We start from the raw sequence: 18173 nt of genomic DNA, 5'->3' as shown, positions 1-18173 counted from the left end.
GCTAACGCTCCTGTTGGTCGGTTTGAGCGACTAAATTAGGCATGTCAAAATAGATGATTGCAGGGTCTTCGATGGTATTTTCGTTATCACCAGTTAAATAGCAGTAAAAATTGCCTTTACATTGGAAATGAGGTTGTTGGAGTACTTGTTGAAGGCAGATTGGATCGATTGCAGAATTCGCGATACTGGCTAATGTGCGGTGTAATTTGTTACACCAGGCTTGTTCATCACCAAACCCTAACATCGAAAGTGCAGCGATGAGCGCGTAGCTACTGTTTATAATGACGTAATAAGGAAAGTAACGTGATATTTGATCTTGACTCCAGTGGTGTTCAATTTCACCGGAAATGTCTTTACAGTACGCACTAAACTGCTCAACCCCCAATGTAGAAAAGCCAATGCCTTGGCAGTCACGAATAAAGGTTTTGAAAGGAAGTCCCTGGTTAAATTCAATAACGATATTTTGCTGGTGGGCAAGGCACACTAAGCCTAAATTTGCTTGCAAATCAAAGAGTGGCAAGATGACTTTCTCACTAAACTTTTTAAACCAAAGCTCAGCAGCCTCAGGTAATGTGACCTGCTGATTTAGGCTCACCTGTTTAAGTTGCTCAAGTAATAGGTGATGTTCATCGTCTATTGGCAATTGACAAAGTGTGGCTAATACGAGGCTTTCATTTTTATGATTTAGTTGTTGGTTCTCTCTGAATAAGAAAATGCTTTGCTCGATCACCTGACCATTAAAACTCAAGCCACACCAAGCAGGCTCTTGTAGAACATTAAATTCAGGGTACTGCGCTTGCCATTTTTTATATTTGTTAGTCTGGCATGCATCAAAAACACGTAGCCCACGTTTACATTCTTTGACTGATAAGGTTCTAACAGAGTTAGTCAATTTAATATTTAAAGAGTATTTCAGCTGAAATGTGACGTCGGGTTGACAAATTGCGCGAACAGATGAGGTGGCCGACCATGCTAAACCGTGCTCGCCTAATTCAATTATGAGCTTGTCATTTAACAGCATTTGAATAGTAGAAAGCGTTTTTAAATGCTGCCATTGCCATGGATGCATCGGAATTACTGCATATTGCTCATTGTGTTTGCTCAACAGTTGAGGGGCACTTTGAGAAACAAGCTCAGATAAGTAGCCATCAAGTGAGTCGCCATCTGATTCACCAACCACTATACTCTTTGAAACGCGTAACCACACAAGTTTAAATTTTGCTGCAAATTCGGGGCTATATTTAGCCCATAAATCATCGGTGAGCTGTTGTCGGCTTTTTGCCGCAGGATGAAAGTTGTGTCCCGCCAGAAGGCCTTGTTCAGCCTCAATAAAGTTCAAAGGACCCGTTTTTAATTGTGCAAGCCTAGGATGATTATCTAAAGATTGAGCAATGAAGCGTTGACTTTGAAGCACTTGGGTAATGAATTCATCAATTTGGGATTTTGAAAATGCGGCGCTGTTATCAGCTCGAGGCATTAATAAGCGTATTGCTTGTTCAAATTCAATGCTGGTTTGCGTGTTATTGGATTGTAGGAGCACGTCACCGGTAAAGCCGTGAACCCCTAATTTTGAAAAATAATGAAGTGGTAACAGAAGGTGGTGCTGCTCTTCAAGGCGAATGCTAATTGCTTTAAGCCCCTCAGTGTGGGGGATAACATCCCAATTGCTATTTTCTCGCAAGTAGGCGTTGGCAAAACTCGACCAACAAAAACTTTTATTTAACACTGTCTGAATCCTTAGAACAATAAAGTTATTGCGAATGATAAGGGTTTGCATTACTGTGTCAATGAAAATTTGACCCTTTTTTGAGAACTTATGAAAAATCGCGTTATTTGGTTGGTGGTCGGTGGTGGATTGTTAGGTGTGAGCCAACAGATTGCGTTAGTCGTGTTGCCGCTTTTAGCTGATGTAATGCAAACTCCCTATGAGGCGCTTGTTAATTGGCAGGCTGCTGGTTCATTTCTATTTTTATTTTCAAGTGTTTTTTGGGCTAAAGTGGTCGCTAATAAAGGCTGTAGCTTTGTTATAAAAGTGTCATCTGCAGGATTTATTCTCAGCAATTTACTCCTGATGTGTGTGTGGTTAGTACAAACAAATTATTCAGTCGAATTAATGTTAACCCTGTTTATTTTGAGTCGCATTATGCACGGGATATTCAGCAGTGGGGTTGTGCCTCAATTGCAAATTAGTGCTTTGCAGATTTTTTCAAAAAATAGTATTGGTGCTTTAGCAAAGGTCAGTTTAGGTGGCACTTTAGCGAGGTGCCTCACACCCATAGTATGTTTAGGTTTATTACTTGTTTCGCCAATATGGGTATTTGCACTGCCGATCATATTGGGTGTGTTCGTATTATTGGCAACACCGGTAATACCTCATTGTGATATAAAAGCTCATGAACCAGCAAAGCCCAATCAACAGTGGGGGCTGCTGGCCGTTGCATTTATATGTTCATTTAGTCTTTGTTATGGGCAATTCAGTCTTGTGCAAGTACTGTCTAAAACCCTCACAGCTAATAGCGTTGCAGTCAGTCAGTGGGTGGCAGTAAATCTCGCATTAACAGCGGGGCTGAGTACATTTTTTCAATTATATTTTATTAAAAAACAAAAGATTGATTCAGAATCCTTGCTTGTTTTAAGTGTCGGGGCTGCTTTTTTAATGGCTTTGATTAGTTCACTAATGAGTTCTATTATGGCGCTTTGTGTGTTTATTGCATTTACATTCGTTGCACTCAATAGTGCAACGCTAGCTTATACCAATATCATTGTTTCAAAGGCAGGGAAGCAGTTCACAAACTATATAGCGACACTTCATACCTTAGGTTATGCCGTTGGCGCTTTATGTGTCAACTTATCGTTGAGCATGCCTTATGGTTTAGTCAGCGCTGCATTAACGGCAGCATTTAGTTTTATTTTGTATCGATTTATCGCTCATGTTCATTCAACGCGAGCGAGCTCTATTTAAAAAGTGGTAATGATTGTTCAATGGTATTTGTAGTAATATGCCAAAATTCACATAAGACACGAGTGTCGTTGGGATTAAAAGCGATTTATCCAATGCAGTGCTTATGATGCCACGAAAGTCGACATCACGATGGATGCGGTATAACAATAAAAATTTGAATGAGGATTCACTATGACAAAAATTGCTGTTTTCGGCGCGAATGGCCGAATGGGTAAAGTATTATGTGAAGCAGCCAATGCTTCAGCGGGTAACGAGTTAGTGGCTGCCTACGTGCGTGAAGGAAATGATTTGATAGGTACGCACGTTAAAAGTGTCGTTAATTGTGTTGATTCAAATATCATTTTTACACAAGAAGATTCAGGTTTTGCTCATGTTGAGGTAGCGATTGACTTCACGTTGCCTGCGGGTATGAAAAACCACTTAGCTTTAGCATTGAAAAATAAAATCCCAATGGTTATTGGTACAACCGGCCTCAATGGTGAAGATATGCAAGAATTAGCCGATGCAGCAAAACATATCCCGATAGTTTTTGCGCGTAATTATAGCGTTGGGGTTAATTTACTGCTTAACTTAGTACAAACTGCCGCCACTAAATTTGGTGACGATTTAGACATTGAAATATTTGAAGCGCATCACCGCCATAAAATCGATGCCCCATCGGGCACTGCGTTAGCCATTGGAGAAGCAATTGCCCAGGCGAAAGGGTGGGATCATGATGACGTTGCGGTGTACGATCGAAGTCAAGTTGAGCAAGCCAAATCACAAAAAGAAATCGGCTATTCAGTGCTTAGAGGTGGCGACATAGTTGGTGAACACACCGCATATTTCGCAACTTCTGGCGAAAGGCTTGAATTAACTCACAAAGCAAGTTCTCGAATGACCTTTGCATTAGGTGCTGTAAGAGCTGCAGGCTGGTTGAAAAACAAACCAGCTGGACTTTATGATATGCAAGATGTGCTTGACTTGAAGTAGTTAAGGTGCATTTTTGGCGGTTTGACGTGTTTTCCAGCTAATAGCGCTTATTTTTGCTATTTAATGAATTACCGTTAGACCTAAAGCGTAAATTACTATAGAATAGCTCCAATTTGCCAAAAATTCATAATTGCGTGTTTCCAATCGCTATAAACGGGTAGTAAAGCAAATGACTTTACGCCCGTTTTTTACTGTTAGGAGGTTAACTTGACTAAATCCGCTCTGTTAGTTCTAGAAGACGGCACAGTGTTTCGCGGTACTGCAATCGGCGCTGACGGCATGTCAGTCGGCGAAGTAGTATTCAATACGTCTATGACTGGTTATCAGGAAATCCTGACTGACCCTTCATACGCGGAACAAATCGTAACTTTGACGTACCCACATATCGGTAATACGGGTACTAACAGCGAAGACGAAGAAGCGGGTCACATTTGGGCGAAAGGCCTAGTGATCCGTGATTTGCCACTGCTAGCAAGTAATTTCCGTAACGAGCAATCGTTAGATGATTACTTAAAACAACGCAATATCTTAGGTATTGCAGATATCGACACTCGTAAGTTGACTCGTATTTTGCGCGACAAAGGTGCTCAAAACGGCTGTATTATTGCAGGTGATGATATCGATGAAAGCAAAGCGCTCGCAGCTGCGCAAGCCTTCCCTGGCTTAAAAGGCATGGATTTAGCAAAAGTAGTCTCAACCAAGGAAAATTTTGAGTGGCGTGAATCAAGCTGGACATTAGGCGAAGGGTTTAAAACCTTAGACGCGGCTGATGAAAAGTTTCACGTTGTAGCCTACGATTTCGGTGTAAAGCGTAATATCTTACGTATGCTAGTAGACCGTGGTTGTAAACTAACCGTTGTACCTGCACAAACCTCAGCAGCGGACGTGTTAGCACTAAACCCAGATGGTATCTTTTTATCAAATGGTCCAGGTGATCCAGAACCATGTACCTACGCAATTGATGCAATTAAAGCGTTTTTAGAAACAGAAACGCCAATTTTTGGTATTTGTTTAGGGCACCAATTATTAGCATTAGCATCGGGTGCAAAAACCGCAAAAATGAAATTTGGTCATCACGGCGGTAACCACCCTGTGAAAGACTTAGACCGAGATGTTGTGATGATCACGGCGCAAAACCACGGTTTTGCTGCTGACGAAGCAAGCTTACCAGCTAACCTTCGTGCAACGCACAAATCATTATTCGACGGTACATTGCAAGGTATTCATCGCACAGATAAGCCAGCGTTTAGCTTTCAGGGTCACCCAGAAGCAAGCCCAGGCCCGCATGATGCAGCCCCATTATTTGACCACTTCATCGACCTGATGCAAGCGCGTAACAACTAATTAGACTGGAGTAATAATGCCAAAACGTACCGATTTAAAAAGCATTCTTATTTTAGGCGCTGGCCCGATCGTAATCGGCCAGGCCTGTGAATTTGACTACTCTGGTGCTCAAGCGTGTAAAGCACTTAGAGAAGAAGGTTATCGAGTTATCTTAGTTAACTCTAACCCTGCAACAATTATGACTGACCCTGAAATGGCTGATGCGACGTACATCGAACCAATTCATTGGGAAGTTGTTGAAAAAATTATTGAAAAAGAAAAGCCTGATGCAGTCCTTCCAACTATGGGTGGTCAAACTGCATTAAACTGTGCGCTAGACTTAGATAAGCATGGTGTACTGGCTAAGCACGGCGTTGAGCTAATTGGCGCAACGGCTGATGCAATCGATAAAGCAGAAAACCGTGAGCGTTTCGATGTTGCAATGAAAAACATCGGCTTAGAATGTCCACGTGCTGAAATTGCTCACTCAATGGATGAAGCTCGCGACACTATGACGCGCATTGGCCTACCATGTATCATTCGTCCTTCTTTCACGATGGGCGGCACCGGTGGCGGTGTGGCTTACAACATGGAAGAATTTGAAGAAATCTGTGAGCGTGGCTTAGACCTTTCACCAACCAGTGAATTATTGATTGATGAATCATTAATCGGTTGGAAAGAATACGAAATGGAAGTTGTTCGCGACAAAAAAGACAACTGCATTATCGTTTGTTCTATTGAAAACTTTGACCCAATGGGTGTGCACACAGGCGACTCAATCACCGTTGCACCAGCACAAACATTAACCGACAAAGAATACCAAATCATGCGTAATGCCTCTATGGCAGTACTACGTGAGATTGGTGTTGAAACCGGTGGTTCTAACGTACAGTTTGGTGTTAATCCTGTTGATGGCCGTATGGTTATCATTGAGATGAACCCTCGTGTATCACGTTCATCGGCGCTTGCTTCTAAAGCAACGGGTTTCCCAATTGCTAAAATCGCAGCAAAGCTAGCAGTAGGTTACACCCTTGATGAACTTCAAAACGATATCACTGGCGGTAAAACTCCAGCATCGTTTGAGCCGTCAATCGATTACGTTGTAACAAAAATTCCTCGCTTTAACTTTGAAAAATTTGCCGGTGCAAACGACCGTCTAACAACGCAAATGAAGTCAGTGGGCGAAGTAATGGCGATTGGTCGTAACCAACAAGAGTCATTACATAAAGCATTACGTGGTCTTGAAGTTGGCGCAACGGGCTTTAACCCGATAGTGGCACTTGATGACCCGAAAGCGAAAGAAAAAATCATTCGTGAATTACGCGAGCCGGGTGCAGAGCGCATTTGGTACATTGCTGATGCAATGCGTCACGGTATGAGTGTTGATGATGTATTTGAACTGACTAAGATTGACCCTTGGTATTTAGTACAGATTGAAGATATCTTAAAAGACGAAGCAAAAATTTCAGAAGTAGGCATGGCAGGCTTAAATGCTGACTTCCTACGTAAATTAAAGCGTAAAGGTTTTGCAGACCCACGTATCGCTGAAATTGCCGGTGTATCTGAAGCTGAAATTCGTAAAAAGCGTCATCAATTAAACATCGTGCCAGTTTATAAGCGCGTAGATACCTGTGCAGCTGAATTTAGCTCTGATACTGCTTACATGTATTCATCATACGATGAAGAGTGTGAAGCGAACCCATCTGACCGCGATAAAATCATGGTTATCGGTGGTGGTCCTAACCGTATCGGTCAAGGTATTGAGTTTGATTACTGTTGTGTACACGCAGCGCTTGCGCTTCGTGATGACGGTTATGAAACAATCATGGTTAACTGTAACCCTGAAACGGTTTCAACTGACTATGACACATCTGATCGCTTGTTCTTTGAGCCAATTACGCTTGAAGATGTACTAGAAATCGTCCGTGTTGAAAAGCCAAAAGGCGTTATCGTGCAATACGGTGGTCAAACACCACTAAAACTTGCTCGTGAGCTTGAAGCTAATGGCGTGCCAGTGATTGGTACTTCACCGGATGCAATTGACCGCGCTGAAGACCGTGAGCGTTTCCAGCAGTTAGTTGAACGTTTAGACCTATTACAGCCAGAAAACGCAACCGTGACTTCAACAGAAGAAGCGATTGCTAAATCAGCTGAAATTGGCTTCCCACTGGTTGTACGTCCTTCGTACGTACTAGGTGGTCGCGCGATGGAAATCGTGTATGACGAGCAAGACTTACGTCGTTACATGACTGAAGCCGTATCTGCGTCAAACGAAGCACCAGTCCTACTTGACCGTTTCTTAGATAACGCGATTGAAGTTGACGTTGACGCAATTTGCGACGGCGAACAAGTTATCATCGGCGGCATCATGGAGCATATTGAACAAGCAGGTGTTCACTCAGGTGACTCTGCCTGTTCATTACCTGCGCATTCATTAACGCAAGAAGTACAAGATGTTATGCGTAAGCAAGTAACCGATATGGCACTTGAGCTTGGCGTAGTTGGTTTGATGAATACTCAGTTTGCTGTTAAAGATGGCAAAGTGTATTTAATCGAAGTAAACCCACGTGCAGCGCGTACAGTACCATTTGTATCTAAAGCGACAGGTGTAGCACTTGCAAAAGTAGCGGCACGTTGTATGGCGGGTCAATCACTTGCAAGCCAAGGCATCACCAAAGAAGTTATCCCACCGTATTACAGCGTAAAAGAAGTTGTACTACCGTTTGCTAAGTTCCAAGGTGTTGATCCAATCCGTGGCCCAGAAATGCGCTCTACGGGTGAGGTAATGGGTGTTGGTGATACTTTCGCCGAAGCATTCGCTAAAGCACAATTAGGTGCAAGCAATACTTTACCACGCGGCGGTCGCGCGTTACTATCTGTTCGTAATAGCGATAAGCCACGTATTGTAGAACTTGCAAAAACCATGACAGACCTCGGTTTTGAAATAGATGCTACAGGTGGCACAGCTGCAGCCCTTGAAGACGCTGGAATTACCGTTCGTCGAGTAAACAAAGTATTTGAAGGTCGCCCGCATATTCTTGATAGAATCAAAAATGGCGAGTATAGCTATATCGTGAATACCACCGAAGGTCGCCAAGCGATCGAAGATTCGAAGGTGTTACGTCGTGGTGCATTGCAACACAAAACTAACTATACCACGACCTTGAATGCGGCATTTGCTAACTGTACTGCAAACCAAGCAGACGACCGCAGCAAAGTGACGTCAGTTCAAGAACTACACCAGCGATTGAACTAAGGAAATGTGCCAAGGCCGTTATTCGCGGCCTTGGGATTAAGTGAGAAAAGTATGCAAACAATTCCGATGACAGTTCGTGGCGCAGAGTTACTGCGTAAAGAGCTTAACGAATTAAAAACAGTTACCCGTCCTAAAATCGTTGCTGATATTGCTGATGCGCGTGAACACGGTGACTTAAAAGAAAACGCTGAGTATCATGCTGCGCGTGAGCAACAGGGTTTTTGTGAAGGCCGTATTCAAGAAATTGAAGCGAAGCTTTCAAACGTACAAATTATAGACGTAACAAAATTACCAAATACAGGTAAAGTTATTTTCGGTACCACTGTGACAATTGTAAATGTTGAAACAGATGCAGAAGTAACCTACCAAATTGTAGGTGATGATGAAGCGGATATTAAAAACAATCGTATTTCGGTCAATTCACCGATTGCTCGTGGCTTGATTGGTAAGCAGGCAGATGATGCTGTTATTATCAAAACGCCAAATGGCGACGTTGAATACGAAGTAATCGAAGTTGAGTACGTTTAAATACTTTACTGACTTTGCGTTTAAAAAAAACCGTTGATATTCAGCGGTTTTTTTATGCCTGAAATCTGCATTAGAAGATTTAACTGAGCACAGTTAAAAACTCGACATCTGTAAAAAATTTAGGTACGTTGGGCTTACGGAACCCATTTTTGATGGGATATTTTTGCATTTAACGTCAGTACAAGGAGATTTATGGAGTCAATAATTTTCCCAGCGCCTCTAAATAGAGGTGACAAAATTGCCATATGTGCTTTTTCTAGCTGTGTTGAAAAGCCTTATCATGTTCGCTTAGATGCAGTTATTCATGGACTAAAGTTACGTGGTTATCAGGTTGTTGAAGGAGAGTGTCTTCGACATTTAAAGTCAGCGAAAGAAAGAGCCGATGAACTAACTCGTTTTTTACAGGATGATTCAATTGCTGCCGTTATGCCACCTTGGGGGGGCGAGTTGGCAATGGAAATCCTGCAGTATATTAATTTTGATGCCATTAAATCTTATCGCCCAAAATGGATTGTTGGTTTTTCTGATGTCAGCACTTTTATGTGCATACTAACAGCGCGGTGCGGGTGGGCTACATTACACACTGCAAATTTGATGCAACAGCACCCTGATGAAACAGACCCTCATTGTTTGCAAGTATTTGATGTACTAGCGCTTAACAAGGGTGAGCAGTTTGAGCAACTACCCGCCGAGTATTATCAAGACAAAACAATCAATTATGCAACAGAGCCTAATGCATTATTTAATCTTACGCAGCCTAGCCAATGGCGTTGTTTAAATTACAAGGATGTCAGAGACATTGAGCTCACAGGGCGGTTGTTTGGTGGCTGTTTAGACAGTCTCAATGTTTTACTTGCGACGCGATACCTTGATTTACATTCATTTAAACAAAGTTATGCGCAAGAGGGTTTGGTGCTTTATCTCGAAAATGCAGAACTGTCTCCTACGGCTGTAGCGCGTAGCTTAATGGCATTGAAGCTCAATGGTGTTTTTGCAGACATCAATGGTATTGTTTTGGGGCGAAGTGCCTTAGTAAAATCACCTTACCAAGATATTGATTATTATGATGCAATTGAGCTTGCCCTCGGTAAATGTATTTTCCCCGTAATCATTGATGCCGACATTGGTCATGTTGCACCCAATATGAGCTTAATTAATGGTGCTTTTTGTACTTTAAAAGCGAAAATTAATAAAGGACTAGCCAGTGAAGTGAGTGTAACAACTTCATTAAAATAGACTGAGTAGCCCATGCACAGGCATGGGCTTTACTATTTATAATAGTGTTATAACATGCTCTTTTGCTAAACGAGACTTAGGCAATTTAGCATTGTAGTCTTCTTCACTGTCATGGTAGCCAATAACTAAGGCTACATCACAAATATAACCATCCAATTCTTGTTTAAATTCTTCACCGATAAGCTGCGCATCAACACCTTCCATTGGGGTGGAATCAATACCTAAACGTGCCGCTGCGTGCATAGCGTTGCCTAAAGCAATATAAGTTTGTGCTTTGGTCCAAGTGGCATTGTTACCAGCTTCGTCAGTATTTAAATCTACAAACGCGTAAGCGCCAAAAGCTTGTTCGCGGTTTTCACTTTTAGTGCGGCAACTTTTTATATCTGTATCGATTACTTGCGCATAATCATCACGGGTATATGTTGGGTTGTAAGCAAATAAAATAGTGTGCGAAGCCGCTTTAATATGGGGTTGATTGAATTGAAACTTGTTTTCAAAAGTTCGGTGCATCCGATCTTTTGCTTGATCTGATTCAATTACAATAAACTTCCATGGTTGAGAGTTGATCGATGAAGGAGAAAGGCGGATAGCTTCAATGAGGACAGCTAAATCTTCAGCAGATACACGTTTAGTTTTATCGTATTTTTTAGCCGTATAGCGTGTTGTTAAATCAGTAATGATTGGGTGTGTCATAATGGGTTCCTGTATAAATCTTTTACAATTGCTTGGCGTTGCACGAATATTAACGCTTGCATTAGGGTTAATAAACAGCATAATAATCGAATCATTATCAAATATAATTAGATAATATGCAGGTTGATGATCTAAAGCTGATATTAAAAGTTGCTGAGCTTAAAAGTATTACCTTAGCAGCAGCAAAACTTGATATGCGCGCTGCAACAGCCAGTGCAGCCATAAAACGGGTTGAAGCATCTTTGGGTACTGAACTTTTTGTACGCACCACTCGTCATTTAAGGTTATCTGCAGCGGGTGAACGCTATATCCCTCAATGTGAGCAGGCGATTGCGGTGCTCGAAATTGCAAAGCAAAACCTCAAAGGTGAACACGATGAAATAGAAGGGGAGTTACGCGTTGCGCTTTCATCAGATTTGGGACGCAATTTGGTGATCCCCTGGATAGATGAAATAATAGATAGGTTCCCTAAAGTCAGCTTACGTACCCACATAAGTGATAGTAATATAGACTTTTATCGTGATTCTGTAGACATTGCACTTCGCTATGGTTCGCCTAGTGATACAAACGTATATGGCTTTAAAATTTGCAATGTTCCGCGTTTATTATGTGCAACTAAAGCGTACATCCTTGAGCATGGAAACCCACAACACCCGAACGATTTACTGAACCATCAAGGCCTTTTTTATCAACTCCAAGACATAATCAATAATGTATGGGAATTCACGGACGGTCAAAACAAATACAAAGTAAAAATGCAAGGTAGGCGGGCATCTAACGATGGCGATTTAGTGAGGCGTTGGTGTGTTGGCGGTAAAGGACTTGCCGTAAAATCGGCGCTGGATATTGCAGATGATCTTATTAATGACAGAGTAATTACACTCATGCCTGATTACCAACATACCTGCGGCGAGCTGTGGCTTATTTGCCCAACTAGACAATCAATTACACCTGCGGTGAGGTTGCTTCGCGATGTATGTCGCGAAAAAGCAAAAGCAAAACTTACGGCATTAATAGATAAAGGTATACTCGATAAGAGTGTGTTGAAGGAATAAATTGAAACGCGCTTGAGTAAAAACAAGCGCATTTTTTATTTTAATTAGTCGCTTACTGGCTGTGCTTTTTATCTGTTCGCAACTGATTAATAGCCTGCTGAGCGCTTTCACTTTTCGGCTCTAACTCAAGCGCTCGTTGGTAGCTTTGTAAAGCAAGTGAATATTTTTTTGCTGCCATATATGCTTCACCTAAACTATCATGGGTATTGGCTGAATCAGGGTATTTAATAGCATTTAGCTCAAAGATAGTTATTGCGGCCTCCAGCTCTTTCATTGCCATCAATTCATAACCAAAATAATTAATACTTCTTTCTCTAAGTGCGATATTTTGCACATCCAACTGGTTATACTTGCTCTTTAGTTTTGCAATGCCGCCAGTTTTCAAAGCATTATAAAGTTGGCTATCGACATTTTCAGTTGCAGGCTTATATGACTTGCCATAAAAAATATCAGTCAAACCTCTGCTCATAGGTGTAAGTGGAGCACCGCCGGTATTATTAAGAATAACGACCAATAATTGGTCTTCAATGATTCGGCTGATAAATGCATTAAATCCATCAATTCCTCCGCCGTGCTGAATTTGTGTGAGGGGTTTACCATATTTATTAGACTCTAACTGATTTACTTCCCAGCCAAGAGCATAATTACGTTGTTCCGAGACCGTATACATTTGGTTTTTTAGTTCTTCATTTAATAATACGTTTGTGTAAAGAGCCTGATCCCATTTAACAAGGTCCCGTGCAGTTGAGTACATAGAGCCCGCAGCGTAGGGGATTGACATATCTAAGTAATCAGCATTTTTATAACCATCTAAATTATTGCTATACCCTGATGCACGCTGTGGGATTATTTTTGTGTGTGAGTCATAACCTGTATCATGCATATTTAGCGGGGTTAAAATACGCTGTTGTAATACATCTTGGTAGCGCTTTTGAGTTACCGCTTCAATAACCGCACCTAAAATAAAGTAGCCTGAATTGCTATAACTAAATTGTGTACCCGGTTCAAAGAGCAGGTCCTCGCTACACAATAATTCAATAAACTCATTAACTGTGTATGGATTACGGCTAATTCGTGCTCTAAAGTCTTTTGTACGAGTGTAATTATCAAGCCCTGATGTGTGGTTTAATATCTGCATTATAGTAATTTTATTACCAATATCTTGACGGTAGCTTGGCAGGTATGTGCTTAAAGGCGCATCGAGTTGTAATTTTTCTTGCTGTACTAATTGTAAAATAAGCAACGCAGTGAACTGTTTAGTAATTGAGCCTATTCGAAACTTTGTCTGGGCGGTATTTTTAATATCCCATTCGAAATTAGCATGGCCATAACTTTTCTCAAACAGAATATCGCCTTGCTTTGCCACCAACACATTGCCGTTAAATTGTTTTAACTGATGAAACGAATTGACAAAATTATCCATTTCTTTGGCAACTGAGTTAGCCTTTACTGCCTGTGCCGTGGTTAGCAGTACAATCGTCAGCAAGATAAAATAAAGAGTAGAAACGGTGACTTTCATGTTTATCCTTTAATAAAACCGTTTATTTAGTGAACTATTGTTAGCGCGGATAGTTGACAAAGTAAATCTATATCGTGTTGATTTATTGTGATTAAAATATGCATTATTGCTTTTTAGAATATAAAAAGCCCGCGCTGTAAACAACGCGGGCTTGTTGGTTGGGATGTTAAATTTTATAACTGAGTCGGGTTAGCTTTGTTATCAATAGCACCATTTTTTGCATAAACATCAATAACAGGGTCTTTACCACGGGCTTTACGAATCACACGTTTAAGATCTTCCAGTGCTACATATTGGCACGGAATCAAAATCAGAGTAATTACGGTGGCAAACAGCACACCAAATGCCAGCGATACAGCCATCGGAATGACGATTTTAGCCTGTAAGCTGGTTTCCATTATGATCGGGAGTACACCGATGAATGTGGTGATTGAAGTCAGTAATATAGCTCTAAAGCGACGAGCACCCGCTTGCATAACCGCATCTTTAATGGACACACCATCAGCACGGGCTTTGTTAACAAAATCAACCATAACTAATGAGTCATTAACAACAACACCCGCTACGGCAATTATGCCAAAAATTGATAAACCGCTCATGGTCATACCTAAAATCATATGCCCAAACATGGCGCCTATCACCCCGAATGGGATCACTGACATAATGATGAGTGGCTGTGAATACGAACGAAGTGGTATCGCTAATAATGCAAATATAATCATCATTGAAAGTGCAAAATCGCGTACTTGCTCAGCCACACTGTCCATTTCTTCTTGAATACGTCCAGCAACACTACTTTGTACGCCTGGGTAATTCTTCAGTAGGGAAGGTAAGTATTCATCACGTATTTCTTGTGCTATTGCAAATGGTTCAACTTGCTCAGAATTAACCGCTGCCCAGACATTAATTGTACGTTTTGAGTTTTCGCGGCGAATACGGTTAACACCATCAACTAGATTTACTTGTGCAATTTCTGCCAATGGCACTTCAGCACCGCTTGGTGTAATAATGCGTACACTTTCAATATCACTGATTGAGTTACGTGCTTCTTCTGGATAACGGATCATGACCTTGATTTCTTCGCCATTACGTAAAATACGTTGTGCTTCAAGACCGTAATAACTAAAGCTCACTTGTGATGCAACATCTGACAGTGTCAGCCCCATGCTGTAAGCAAGTGGTTTAAGGTCAAGTTGTACTTCGTCAGTAGCGCTTTGCATTGAGTCATTTACATCACCCACACCTTCCATGCTATTTAGTTTTTCTTTCAGCTTGGCTGCAACTTCTTTAAGTTGCTTACTGTCCTTACCTTCTAAACGGAAGCTAATATCGCCATCATCTCGACCGCCATTCATTATACTGTCTTGAATTGTTAGCGTTTTAACACCAGGCAGAGGTGGCATTTGTTCACGCCATAAGGCGCTGAGGGCAAACGTATCAATAGGGCGTAAATCTGGCTCAATTAATACCGCCATGATGCTGGCATTTGTGCGGCCACGCAGGCTCACTGATAAATCGCGTACCATCGCCGTGCCATACTGTTCTTTTAGTTGCTTATCAACATTTAAGATAACTTGTTCAATTTGTTGTGCCGTTGCGAGTGTCGCTTGCTCAGATGACGCCAAATTCATTTCTACAGAAATGCGTGGAAAATCATGCGGTATCTTAGGGTTTGCAACAAATTTAACTAAACCACCCGCGAACATACCGCCACTCACAATCAGTACACACACAAACCCAATGATTACGGTATAGCGATAATGAATGCAACGGGCAATAAACGGTGTGTAGTAATTTTCTACAAAACGTTTTAACCCACCATCCATCACGGTACGTAAACGATGAAGTGGGTTTTTAGGGTTTGGCTTACGCACTTTCATTGCTGCTAAATGAGCAGGGAGTATCAGTTTTGACTCAATTAATGAGAAAATTAAGCAGAGAATAATAACCCCGCCAATAGCTTTAGAAAACGCCGCCCCTGGGCCTGTCGCTAACGTTTGTGGTAAAAAGGCTGCAATGGTGGTTAATACCCCAAAGGTTGCAGGCATTGCGACACGTTTAACGCCGCGCACGACGTTATCAAGAGAGTGGCCGTGTTTTTCAATTTCAGCACTGGCAGACTCACCAACAACAATGGCGTCATCAACCACTATCCCCAATACCAGTATGAATGCAAATAATGAGGCCAAGTTGATAGTGACATCTAAAAAGCCCATAGGCATCATTAAAAAAGCACCCAAGAACGATACAGGTAATCCCATCATTACCCAAAATGCCAAGCGTAATGGTAAAAAGAGTGCCAGCACGACCATAACTAAAATGCCGCCCCATACCATGTTGTCGATCATCATGTCTAAACGCCCTTCAAGGTAGTACGTTAAATCAACAATGGGTGTTAATTTTACGCCAGCAGGAAGAGTGTCAGCTTTATCCGCTAAGTATTGCTTTAAAACTTTAGCAACTTTGGTTATGTCTTGATCTTTGGATGCATTTATTTCGAAAGAGAGGGAGTTCTTGCCGTTATATTTAGAGTATTGTAAACCTTCTTCAAAGCCGTCATTAATCGTGGCTACATCTCCTAAATAGACTTGTGCGCCGTCAGGTAATAATATCAGAGGCAGTTTTTCAAATTCATTACCACGGTAGGCTTGTTTTTCAACACGCATCGAAATATAGCCATTTTCAGAGCGTATTTGCCCCGCTGACATATTCGCTGAAAAGGCACGAACAGCGCTTGATATATCTCTGAAGGTTAAGCCATATTCACGCAGTTTATCTGGGCTTACTTCAATTCCTATTTCGTAGTCTAAGCCACCGTTAAAATTAACGAGGTTAATTTGTGGTAGTGCTTGTAGCTCATCTTTTATGTTGTTACCCAGCTCTTTAAGCTGATAATTACTCATATCACCGTATAGTGCGAGTATCATTACTTCTTGCTCGAACTTATTGTGACGAACAATAGGGCGTTCCATACCTGCAGGAAAGGTATTGATAGCGTCAACTTGCATTTTTATTTCGTCGAGTACTTCCTTAGTATCGTATTTTTCATCTACTTGAATCCATGCTTGTGAAAAGCCACGATTTGAATAGGTAATTTTACGTTTTAAGCCTTCTAGCCCTTCGAGGCCTTCCTCAACTTTAATCGTTATACCTTCTTCGACCTCTTGAGGCGCTGCGCCAGGGTAGACTGCTTGTACGCTGATCCAGTTATTTTCAAACTGTGGAAACATTTGTTTGCGTATTGAAAAGGCCGTTAAGATACCGCCTACTAAGATAAAAATCATAAGTAAGTTTGCAGCAACGGGGTTGCGTGCAAACCAGGCTATTAAGCCTTTTTCACTGTGAATGGTCATGGCTTATTCCTCTTTTAACGCAAGCTGTGTTGCGCCTTTAGGAGATACTAAATCATTCAGCTTTACTTGCATCCCTTCGGTGGGGAACTCTAACGCGGAGGTAATTAATTGTTCACCTTGATTGAGTCCTTCATTGGCGATTACCATGCCATTTTGTTCACGCACAATGTTGAGTGTTTTGAATGATAACGTTAAATCATCATTCAATACGGCAATTTTGCCGTCTTTTACAAGGTGATGTGGAACAACGATTGCGTTAGCTAATGTTTGCCCTGTAATAGTCGCGTTAATGTATGACCCAAAACGCAGTGGTTGTTTACTCTGGTAGGGTGTATTTACTTGCGCAACCAGATAACTCATGCGACTTTTCTGGTCAATTACCCCTTCGCTGCGCACTATTTTAGCTTGCCATGTTGTTGGCTTACCTGCAAATTCTGCGGTTAAGGTTGCCATTGCGCCAATCCCACCATTTTCTAGGTACTGGAGTTCTTTATCGGCAACTGGTAAACGTATTTCAGCAATTGATGTCGAGCTTAAAGAGCCAAACTGGCTTCCCGGGTTGACGACGCTGCCCAAGCTAATATCACGTGCAGCAATAATGGCATCGTAAGGGGCTTTAATATAGGTACGCTCTAGGTTTCTAACTGCACGCTTTTCAGCTGCTTGTGCCGCGCGATAGCGCGCAAGTTTTTCTGCAAGTTGGGGTTTACGCAAATAAAGGTTAGAAGGAATAACTTGGTTAGAGTCATCTTTTATGCGATCCCACTCTGCTTTAGCGACATGCGCTTGTGCACGCTCAATTTCTAAATCAGAACTTGCTTGAGCTAAGCCAGCTTGCGCTTCAATTAATGCAGCCTCATAATCATTTGGGTCAATTCGTGCTAGAATGTCACCTTGGCTAACAAATCCACCTTGAACAAACTGTTCAGATACAAACACGACCTGACCACTGACTTGAGCGACCAGTTGTGTGTGATCTTTTGCTTTTACAACACCATATGATTTTACATCTAAGGTGATGGCATCAAGGTTCAATACATCAGCAGAAACGAGCGGGCGAGTATCTTGTTCTGGTTTTTCTTCTGGAGGCTGTTTCATTGATGAGAAACCAGCTGCCAGTGCTATGCCGCCAACCAATACGGCAATAGGTAAGATTATTTGTTTTTTAGTAGCCACAGGGCTTTCCTCATAATTAGGTGACAGCCTAATGATAATGAATAAAGTATTTATATGTCGTGTGAAGATGTAACAAGTCATTACATCATTAACAAAGTGG

General features: G+C 41.6%; 12 protein-coding genes. 7 read left to right on the top strand and 5 right to left on the bottom strand.

Annotated features, from left to right (window positions below):
- Nucleotide 1: 1 nt before the first annotated feature.
- Nucleotides 2-1726, bottom strand: coding sequence for an IucA/IucC family protein (locus tag CSC79_RS10405; protein ID WP_180270413.1), 1725 nt, complete (start codon nt 1724-1726; stop codon nt 2-4).
- A 90-nt stretch (nt 1727-1816) separates the two neighbouring features.
- Between CSC79_RS10405 and CSC79_RS10400 the strand changes: the two genes are divergently transcribed.
- The 6 genes from CSC79_RS10400 to CSC79_RS10375 all read left to right on the top strand — a co-directional run bounded on the left by CSC79_RS10400 (nt 1817) and on the right by CSC79_RS10375 (nt 10277).
- Nucleotides 1817-2962 (top strand): hypothetical protein, encoded by a 1146-nt coding sequence (locus CSC79_RS10400; protein ID WP_099295740.1) that lies wholly within the window; start codon nt 1817-1819, stop codon nt 2960-2962.
- A gap of 171 nt (nt 2963-3133) precedes the next feature.
- Nucleotides 3134-3934 (top strand): 4-hydroxy-tetrahydrodipicolinate reductase, encoded by an 801-nt coding sequence (dapB, locus tag CSC79_RS10395; RefSeq protein ID WP_099295739.1) that lies wholly within the window; start codon nt 3134-3136, stop codon nt 3932-3934.
- A 207-nt stretch (nt 3935-4141) separates the two neighbouring features.
- Nucleotides 4142-5278, top strand: coding sequence for a glutamine-hydrolyzing carbamoyl-phosphate synthase small subunit (carA, locus tag CSC79_RS10390; protein WP_099295738.1), 1137 nt, complete (start codon nt 4142-4144; stop codon nt 5276-5278).
- Between the two features lie 16 nt (nt 5279-5294).
- Entirely contained in the window at nt 5295-8513 is a 3219-nt protein-coding gene (carB, locus tag CSC79_RS10385) for a carbamoyl-phosphate synthase large subunit (RefSeq protein WP_099295737.1), read from the top strand.
- A 51-nt stretch (nt 8514-8564) separates the two neighbouring features.
- Nucleotides 8565-9041, top strand: coding sequence for a transcription elongation factor GreA (gene greA, locus CSC79_RS10380; RefSeq protein WP_087531652.1), 477 nt, complete (start codon nt 8565-8567; stop codon nt 9039-9041).
- Nucleotides 9042-9233: 192 nt separating this feature from the next.
- A complete protein-coding gene (locus CSC79_RS10375) occupies nt 9234-10277 on the top strand; it encodes a S66 peptidase family protein (RefSeq protein WP_099295736.1) in 1044 nt (347 codons plus the stop codon).
- Between the two features lie 36 nt (nt 10278-10313).
- Here CSC79_RS10375 and CSC79_RS10370 read toward each other — a convergent pair whose 3' ends face one another.
- Nucleotides 10314-10970 (bottom strand): nitroreductase family protein, encoded by a 657-nt coding sequence (locus CSC79_RS10370; protein WP_099295735.1) that lies wholly within the window; start codon nt 10968-10970, stop codon nt 10314-10316.
- A 116-nt stretch (nt 10971-11086) separates the two neighbouring features.
- Here CSC79_RS10370 and CSC79_RS10365 point away from each other — a divergent pair, with 116 nt between their 5' ends.
- Complete coding sequence (locus CSC79_RS10365; protein ID WP_099295734.1) at nt 11087-12025, top strand: LysR family transcriptional regulator; 939 nt, start codon at nt 11087-11089, stop codon at nt 12023-12025.
- 52 nt (nt 12026-12077) lie between these two features.
- Here the strand turns inward: CSC79_RS10365 and CSC79_RS10360 are convergent, their stop codons facing one another.
- From CSC79_RS10360 to CSC79_RS10350, 3 genes are all read right to left on the bottom strand, one after another.
- Entirely contained in the window at nt 12078-13544 is a 1467-nt protein-coding gene (locus tag CSC79_RS10360; RefSeq protein ID WP_099295733.1) for a serine hydrolase domain-containing protein, read from the bottom strand.
- A 173-nt stretch (nt 13545-13717) separates the two neighbouring features.
- Nucleotides 13718-16897 carry an efflux RND transporter permease subunit gene (locus tag CSC79_RS10355; RefSeq protein ID WP_099295732.1) on the bottom strand — a complete coding sequence of 1060 codons (3180 nt, stop codon included), beginning with the start codon at nt 16895-16897 and terminating at the stop codon, nt 13718-13720.
- A gap of 3 nt (nt 16898-16900) precedes the next feature.
- Nucleotides 16901-18073 carry an efflux RND transporter periplasmic adaptor subunit gene (locus CSC79_RS10350; protein ID WP_058558537.1) on the bottom strand — a complete coding sequence of 391 codons (1173 nt, stop codon included), beginning with the start codon at nt 18071-18073 and terminating at the stop codon, nt 16901-16903.
- Nucleotides 18074-18173: the final 100 nt, after the last annotated feature.

The sequence above is a fragment of the Pseudoalteromonas sp. 3D05 genome (assembly GCF_002723455.1).
Classification (GTDB): Bacteria; Pseudomonadota; Gammaproteobacteria; order Enterobacterales; family Alteromonadaceae; genus Pseudoalteromonas.
Note: the sequence above shows the minus strand (reverse complement) of the source record. Positions and strands in the feature narration are given on the sequence as shown.

Bases quoted from the DNA above. Each gene is read 5' to 3' on its own strand.
- CSC79_RS10400 (WP_099295740.1), top strand. From the start codon at position 1,817: ATGAAAAATCGCGTTATTTGGTTGGTGGTCGGTGGTGGATTGTTAGGT.
- dapB (WP_099295739.1), top strand. From the start codon at position 3,134: ATGACAAAAATTGCTGTTTTCGGCGCGAATGGCCGAATGGGTAAAGTA.
- carB (WP_099295737.1), top strand. From the start codon at position 5,295: ATGCCAAAACGTACCGATTTAAAAAGCATTCTTATTTTAGGCGCTGGC.
- greA (WP_087531652.1), top strand. From the start codon at position 8,565: ATGCAAACAATTCCGATGACAGTTCGTGGCGCAGAGTTACTGCGTAAA.
- CSC79_RS10375 (WP_099295736.1), top strand. From the start codon at position 9,234: ATGGAGTCAATAATTTTCCCAGCGCCTCTAAATAGAGGTGACAAAATT.
- CSC79_RS10370 (WP_099295735.1), bottom strand. From the start codon at position 10,970: ATGACACACCCAATCATTACTGATTTAACAACACGCTATACGGCTAAA.
- CSC79_RS10365 (WP_099295734.1), top strand. From the start codon at position 11,087: ATGCAGGTTGATGATCTAAAGCTGATATTAAAAGTTGCTGAGCTTAAA.
- CSC79_RS10360 (WP_099295733.1), bottom strand. From the start codon at position 13,544: ATGAAAGTCACCGTTTCTACTCTTTATTTTATCTTGCTGACGATTGTA.
- CSC79_RS10355 (WP_099295732.1), bottom strand. From the start codon at position 16,897: ATGACCATTCACAGTGAAAAAGGCTTAATAGCCTGGTTTGCACGCAAC.